Raw genomic sequence first — 6,398 nt, forward strand, 5'->3', positions numbered from 1 at the left:
TGCAAACCCGCCAGAGCGGCAATCTGCCTTTCAGCTTCAGCGGCATGACCAGAAGGTCAATGCCGCTTCGCTTCAAGGCACCTTGCTCGCTCTGGCGGGTTTTCGCTGACGTTGTCAAAGCGTCGGCGTTGCCTTGGTCCAGATGTGGCACTTGGCAGTCCTAGTCGTTGGGGGCGTTCTTGAATGACCAGTCATTTAAGTGCGTCCCCAATGACTACCCAATGAGTATGTGGGGAAGCAGATTTTTCCGTTCGGCGATTTGTGTCTTGAAAAATGTATATAACGACTATAACGTAGTGTGAAACATATTGGAAACAATACCGAGGAGGCTGCGTTGAAGAAAAGCAATCTGGGCTATGTGCTGGTGCTGGTCGCCGCGCTTATGTGGGGCAGCATCGGAATCTTTGTAAACGGCATCTCGGCCATGGGCGTTTCGTCCCAGAGCATGGCTGCCTTTCGCTTGTTGGTCGGAGCGCTTATCTTGGCGCCGGTCCTGATGTTTATGGGCTGCCGTCCGGGTGAGGGGTCTACCGTGGCTCGGGGTCCGCTGGCCCTGTTCAAGGCAAGCCCCAAAGAGCTCGTCCCCTGCGCGCTTGTCGGTATCGTCGGTCTGGCCGCCGCCAACACCTGCTATTACGAGTGCATGGGCGAGGTCGGCATGTCCACGGCCTCGGTGCTGCTCTACACCTCGCCGGTGTTTGGTGTCATGCTCGGCCGCGTACTTTATCGCGAGGACGTGACCCCCAACAAGCTCGTTGCCATTGTCTTTAACATCGTTGGCTGCGTGCTTGCAGTGACCAATGGCGACCTTTCCGGTTTCCATTTTTCGGTTTGGGGCGTCACGTCGGGCGTGATTGCAGGCCTTTGTGGTGCGTCGCTCGCGGTGTTTAGCCGGATAGCAACCAAGACGGTCCACCCGCTGGCTGTCACGTTTTGGGGCTTTGTTTTTGGCGGTGCGGTTATGGCGGCTATCGCGGCTCCGTGGCCGGATGTCGCCGCGGCAATGTCGCCACAGCTGCTGCTGCTGTTCCTTGGCTTTGGACTCATCCCCACAGCTGTGGCCTACATCTTATATATGCAGGGTCTGTCCATGGGGCTCGAGACATCGAAAGTTCCCGTCGTAATGTCATTCGAGACGGTCGTCACCGTACTGCTGGGCATTGGTGTCTACGCCGAGCCCGCCGGCGCGATCAAAGTCCTGGGCATCGTGCTGGTGCTCGCGTCCATCCTGATTATGAACACCGACTTCTCTAAGTTGCGCAACAGTGTGTTTGTCGGTCATGTCATTGAGAGCATGACCTTTAAGCCCAACGCGTGGTGGACGGAGAAATCGCAGGACATGGATCTGTTTAAGGAGCGCACCGGCATCGCGCTGGAACCCACCGTGCAGGAAAGCCCCTGGTACTTCGTGCGATAAGGGATAGGCGAGGCGTCTGATCGGGTGTCGACAAAACAACGCCGGCCTACCCGGCCCCAACGTTTCAAGTGCGTTAAACCCGTCAACGGTCGATTTTCACCCGCGAACGGTCTTTATACTAATTAGCAATATAAGCAACGTATAAGACGTTATAATGACCATAACGAAAAGGAGGAGGCAAGATGAATCAGATCATTCTCGCATCTCATGGCGGCCTGGCCGCAGGCGCCAAAGACACGCTCGAGATGGTTCTCGGCGACGTGTCGAACGTCCACGTCGTGTCGCTTGCTCGTGACGACAAGGAGCCCATCACCAATAAGGTTGAGGCTATGATCGCCACGTTCAACGCGGACGACACCGTCTATGTGTTGACCGATATGCTCGGCAGCTCGGTCAACAACAGCATGGTCGAGCTTTCCAAGAACGGCACGAAGTTCACGGTGATCAGCGGTTTCAACATCCCGCTGGCGCTCACGCTCGCTATGAGCCCCGTCCCCGTCAAGGGCGCCGAGCTCGCGGCCCTCATCAACGAGGCCCGCACCGGTCTGACCAACCCCAACGCACCGGTCGAGGCCGCCGCGGCTCCCGCCAAGAAGGCCAAGGCGTCCCGTCACAGCTCCGGTCCCGCCAAGATCGTCCTCGCACGTCTTGACTACCGTCTGCTGCACGGCCAGGTCGTCTTTACCTGGACCACCAAGGTTCAGGCCGAGCGCATTATCGTCGTCGACAACGCCGCCGCCAACGATGACATCAAGAAGGGCGCTCTTAAGCTGGCCAAGCCCCAGGGCGTGCGCCTGAACGTCTTCACCGTCGAGCGTGCCCTCGCCAAGATGGACAAGCTCAACACCCTCGGCGAGCGCGTCATGTTCGTCTTTGGCAACACCGCCGAGATGCTGCAGTTCTGCCAGGGCTACAAGCTCGACGCCATCAACCTGGGCGCCACCGCCAACCACGACGGTGCCGATCAGGTCGGAGGCAAGGACAGCTCCGTCTTCCTCGACGCCACCCAGAAGGCCGACGTCAACCAGCTGCTCGACATGGGCATCAAGCTCTATGTTCAGCAGACCCCTACGTATCAGAGCGTCGACATCGACGCCAAGCTGTAATCAACCAGGCTTTTGCCTGACTGAAAGGAGAAGGGTATGAATACGTTCATCAGTGCGGTGCTCGTCGGCCTCGTCGGCGTGTTCTGCATGTGGGACTCCCGCCTGCTCGGTCGTCTTAACTTCGAGCAGCCCCTCGTTGGCGCTACGCTCGTCGGTCTGCTGTTGGGCGATGTGCCCACCGGCCTTGCCGTCGGTGCCGCCGTCGAGCTCGTGTCCATGGGCCTGGTGCAGGTCGGCGCCGCCGTTCCGCCCGATATGGTCCTGGGCGGCATCGTGGCCGCTGCCTTTGCGTGCCTGACCGATGCTTCCGCCGAGACCGCCATGACGATCGCCATCCCGGTCGCCGTCCTGGGTCAGCTCCTCGGCATCGTGTTCCGTTCCATCATCGCCGCCCTCACCCATGTGGCAGATAGCGCGATCGATAACGGAAAGTTCAAGACCGCCTACCGTATGCACATCTGCGCCGGCTCCGGTCTGTACGCCATCATGTACTTCCTGCCGATTTTCCTCGCCGTCTTTGTTGGCACCGACCTGGTTCAGGCCATCGTCAACATGGTTCCCGAGTGGCTGTCCACTGGTCTTAACGTTTCGACCAAGATCATGACTGCCTACGGCTTGGCCCTGCTGCTCACCATGATGATCAAGAAGGGTATGACTCCGTTCCTGTTCATCGGTTTCCTGCTCGCCGCTTACCTCAACCTGTCCGTCATCGCGGTCGCTCTGATCGGTGTGTGCCTGGCTGTCGTCTTCATGGGCTTCAAGTTCAACGGTTCCCATGCTGCCGCCGGTGTTGATTCCGACTACGATCCGCTCGAAGACGACGAAGACTAAGGAGGAACACACTATGGCAACCGCAACCAAGGACGTGTCCCTGAACAAGAAGGTCAGCCAGTTCTTCTGGCGCTCCTGGGCCATCCAGGCCTCTTGGAACTACGAGCGTCAGATGAACATGGGCTTCCTCTACGGCATGGTTCCCACGCTCGATCGCCTCTATCCGGATGAGTCCGACCCCAAGCAGCTCGCTGCTAAGAAAGAGGCTTACCACCGTCACATGGCGTTCTACAACTGCACCCCGCAGACGAGCGCTTTCATCCTGGGCCTCTCCGCCTCCATGGAGGAGGAGTACGCCAAGGATCCCGAGAACTTCGATCCCGATTCGATCAACGCGGTCAAGACCTCCCTCATGGGTCCGCTTTCCGGTATCGGTGACTCCTTCTTCCAGGGCACCATCCGCGTTATCGCCTTTGGCCTGGGCGTTCAGCTGGCTCAGCAGGGCTCCATCATGGGCCCGATCCTGGCCATGCTCATCTCCATCGTCCCCTCTGTGCTGATCACTTGGTTCGCAGCCAAGATGGGCTATCAGGGCGGCCACGAGTACCTGAGCAAGCTTCAGGGCGGCGACCTCATGGAGAAGCTCATGTATGTCTGCGGCATCGTGGGTCTTATGTCCGTGGGCGGCATGATCGCTACGCTGATCGGCGCCACCACCCCGCTGCAGTTCGCTGAGGGCACCGTCGTTATCCAGGACATCCTGGACGGCATGATGCCCCAGATGATCTCCCTTGGCCTCACCGGCCTTATGTACTGGCTCATCAAGAAGAACGTCAACACCGGTTGGCTTCTCGTGATCGCCATCGTGGGCGGCATCGCCCTCTCCGCGGCCGGCATCCTGGCCTAGTCGCGACCAAGCGTCTAACCGCTTTCCCCCGGGGGCCTGCCTGGCATCCCATACCCCAGGCAGGCTTCCATTCCCAAAATGCGACAATGGGACAGTCCCCTTGTCGCATCCTCAACGGGCCGGCGACTCGGTCCAAACCACGGTAACCCTGCGAGCGCCCGGCAATGTGGCGCCGCAAAAATCGAAAGGAATGTGTCAGATGTACGAGATCGACCTTAACCTCCCTAAGCAGATCGTCGCTGACGTCCTGTCCAACCACGAGATTCACAGCGTCGCTTTCGTCGGCTGCGGTGCCTCCATGTCCGACCTGTACCCCGCCAAGTACTTCCTGGCCAACAACACGGACAAGCTGAACGTTCAGATCTTCACCGCTAACGAGTTCAACTACGACACGCCCTCCTGGGTCAACGAGCACACCTTCGTGATCACCTGCTCCCTCGGTGGCTCCACGCCCGAGACCGTCGAGGCCAACAAGACCGCCAAGAAGCACAACTGCCCGGTCGTCTCCCTCACCAACAAGGCTGGCTCCGCTCTGACCGTCGACGCCGACCACGTCATCGTCCACGGCTTCCACGCCAACTATGCCGCCAAGGCCGAGAAGCCTGGCTACGCCATCGCTCTTGCTCTCGAGATCCTTCAGCAGACCGAGGGCTATGATCACTACGAGGATATGATCACCGGCCTCACCAACATCTTCGACCTGTGCGAGAACGCCGCTCAGCACTGCAAGAAGCTCGCCAAGAAGTTCGCCGAGGACTTCAAGGACGACAAGATGATCTACTTCATGGCTTCCGGTGCCTCCGAGAAGATGGCCTACTCTCACGCCGCCTTCCTGTTCACCGAGATGCAGTGGATCGACGCCGCCGCCTACAACACCGGCGAGTACTTCCACGGCCCGTTCGAGGTTTCCACCGAGGGTAAGCCCTACGTCTTCTTCATGTCCGACGGTGCTACCCGCCCGATGGACGCTCGCGCCCTCACCTTCCTTGAGCGCATGGGTGCCAAGGTCGCTCTGATCGACTCCAAGGACTACGGTCTGGCCGACGCCGTGCCGGCGAGCGTCATCACCTACTTCAACCCGCTGCTGCACCTCGCCGTTATGCGCGAGTACGGCAACCAGATCGCCGAGGCCCGTCAGCACCCGCTGACCATGCGTCGCTACATGTGGAAGCTTTCCTACTAATCACAAGTAAGTAAACCTTACGGGTTGATTGAGAGGGGATGGGGTTTGTGCCCCGTCCCCTTTTTGCTTTGGGGAGGGCGTGTCTGTCGCGTCGCAAAACCCCAGATAAAACCTACCAAAATAAACCTGTCCCTTTTTGGCAGGTGGGAGGAGATGCGTATGATCAAAGCAGTGCTGTTTGATATGGACGGCGTGCTGGTCGATACCGAGTGGTTCTACAACCGTCGTCGCGTGGCGTTTATGGAAGAGAAGGGGTTCCATTTTGACGAGATCCCCGATCTTTCGGGATCTAACGAGCCTGCCATTTGGGAGGCGCTGGTGCCCGACGATGTTGAGCTGCGCGAGCATCTGCGCGTGGAGTACAAGCAGGTCTACAGCCCGGATCACCCCGTTCCGTATGCCGAGCTGCTCAACGAGCAGACGGAGCCGGTGATGCGCGAGCTGCACGAGCGTGGCGTGAAGTGTGCCATCGCGAGTTCGTCCTATCGCGAGCTGATCGACGAGCTGGTGGAGATTGCTGGCATTGCCGATGTGCTGGATTACACCATCAGCGGTCACGAGTGCAGCGCGTTTAAGCCCGACCCCGAGATCTACCTGCGCGCCATGGAAGCGCTGGGTGTGGAGCCCGCCGAGTGCCTGGTTATCGAGGATTCGCCTTTGGGTATCGAGGCTGGCAAACGTTCCGGCGCCCGCGTCCTGGCGCTGCGTCCGCACGAGGGCGTTAACCTCGATCAATCGCGAGCCGATGCCGTTATCGATAATTTGACCGACATTTTGGCCGCTTTGTAGTGTCAATCCGCCGCGAGAAGCACGGGTTCAAACGTTTTTTTCGGTGGATTGGCTCAATTTGGTTTCTATTTTGATCCGTTTGGCTTCGATTCGGGCTAAGTGAGTAGACTTTTTGGCGCAGGCCGAGCACAATGCATATCTTCCTTTGTAAAACCGACGCTCCTATAAGTTGTCAAGAGGCAGTTTGCGGGAGCGCTCCCTTCAATTCGCACAGGAGCTCGTAAT

6 protein-coding genes are annotated in these 6,398 nt (G+C 58.8%); all 6 read left to right on the plus strand.

The features are described from left to right. Positions 1–334: 334 nt before the first annotated feature. The 6 genes from AB5Z14_RS09680 (at position 335) to AB5Z14_RS09705 (ending at position 6,173) form a co-directional block, all read left to right on the plus strand. Complete coding sequence (locus tag AB5Z14_RS09680) at positions 335–1,417, plus strand: DMT family transporter (protein ID WP_368131234.1); 1,083 nt, start codon at positions 335–337, stop codon at positions 1,415–1,417. A 182-nt stretch (positions 1,418–1,599) separates the two neighbouring features. After that, positions 1,600–2,523 (plus strand): PTS sugar transporter subunit IIAB, encoded by a 924-nt coding sequence (locus AB5Z14_RS09685; protein ID WP_368131235.1) that lies wholly within the window; start codon positions 1,600–1,602, stop codon positions 2,521–2,523. 36 nt (positions 2,524–2,559) lie between these two features. Then, positions 2,560–3,354: a PTS mannose/fructose/sorbose/N-acetylgalactosamine transporter subunit IIC gene (locus tag AB5Z14_RS09690; protein ID WP_022095161.1), complete on the plus strand. Its 795-nt coding sequence runs from the start codon at positions 2,560–2,562 to the stop codon at positions 3,352–3,354. Positions 3,355–3,367: 13 nt separating this feature from the next. Further along, positions 3,368–4,201: a PTS system mannose/fructose/sorbose family transporter subunit IID gene (locus AB5Z14_RS09695; protein WP_035136780.1), complete on the plus strand. Its 834-nt coding sequence runs from the start codon at positions 3,368–3,370 to the stop codon at positions 4,199–4,201. A gap of 199 nt (positions 4,202–4,400) precedes the next feature. Next, positions 4,401–5,384 (plus strand): SIS domain-containing protein, encoded by a 984-nt coding sequence (locus AB5Z14_RS09700; RefSeq protein WP_271760483.1) that lies wholly within the window; start codon positions 4,401–4,403, stop codon positions 5,382–5,384. 159 nt (positions 5,385–5,543) lie between these two features. Further along, complete coding sequence (locus tag AB5Z14_RS09705; protein ID WP_368131236.1) at positions 5,544–6,173, plus strand: HAD family hydrolase; 630 nt, start codon at positions 5,544–5,546, stop codon at positions 6,171–6,173. Positions 6,174–6,398 lie beyond the last annotated feature (225 nt).

Origin of the sequence: Collinsella aerofaciens (assembly GCF_040910265.1) — a bacterium.
Taxonomy (GTDB): Bacteria; Actinomycetota; Coriobacteriia; order Coriobacteriales; family Coriobacteriaceae; genus Collinsella; species Collinsella aerofaciens_BK.

Bases quoted from the DNA above. Each gene is read 5' to 3' on its own strand.
- AB5Z14_RS09685 (WP_368131235.1), top strand. From the start codon at position 1,600: ATGAATCAGATCATTCTCGCATCTCATGGCGGCCTGGCCGCAGGCGCC.
- AB5Z14_RS09690 (WP_022095161.1), top strand. From the start codon at position 2,560: ATGAATACGTTCATCAGTGCGGTGCTCGTCGGCCTCGTCGGCGTGTTC.
- AB5Z14_RS09695 (WP_035136780.1), top strand. From the start codon at position 3,368: ATGGCAACCGCAACCAAGGACGTGTCCCTGAACAAGAAGGTCAGCCAG.
- AB5Z14_RS09700 (WP_271760483.1), top strand. From the start codon at position 4,401: ATGTACGAGATCGACCTTAACCTCCCTAAGCAGATCGTCGCTGACGTC.
- AB5Z14_RS09705 (WP_368131236.1), top strand. From the start codon at position 5,544: ATGATCAAAGCAGTGCTGTTTGATATGGACGGCGTGCTGGTCGATACC.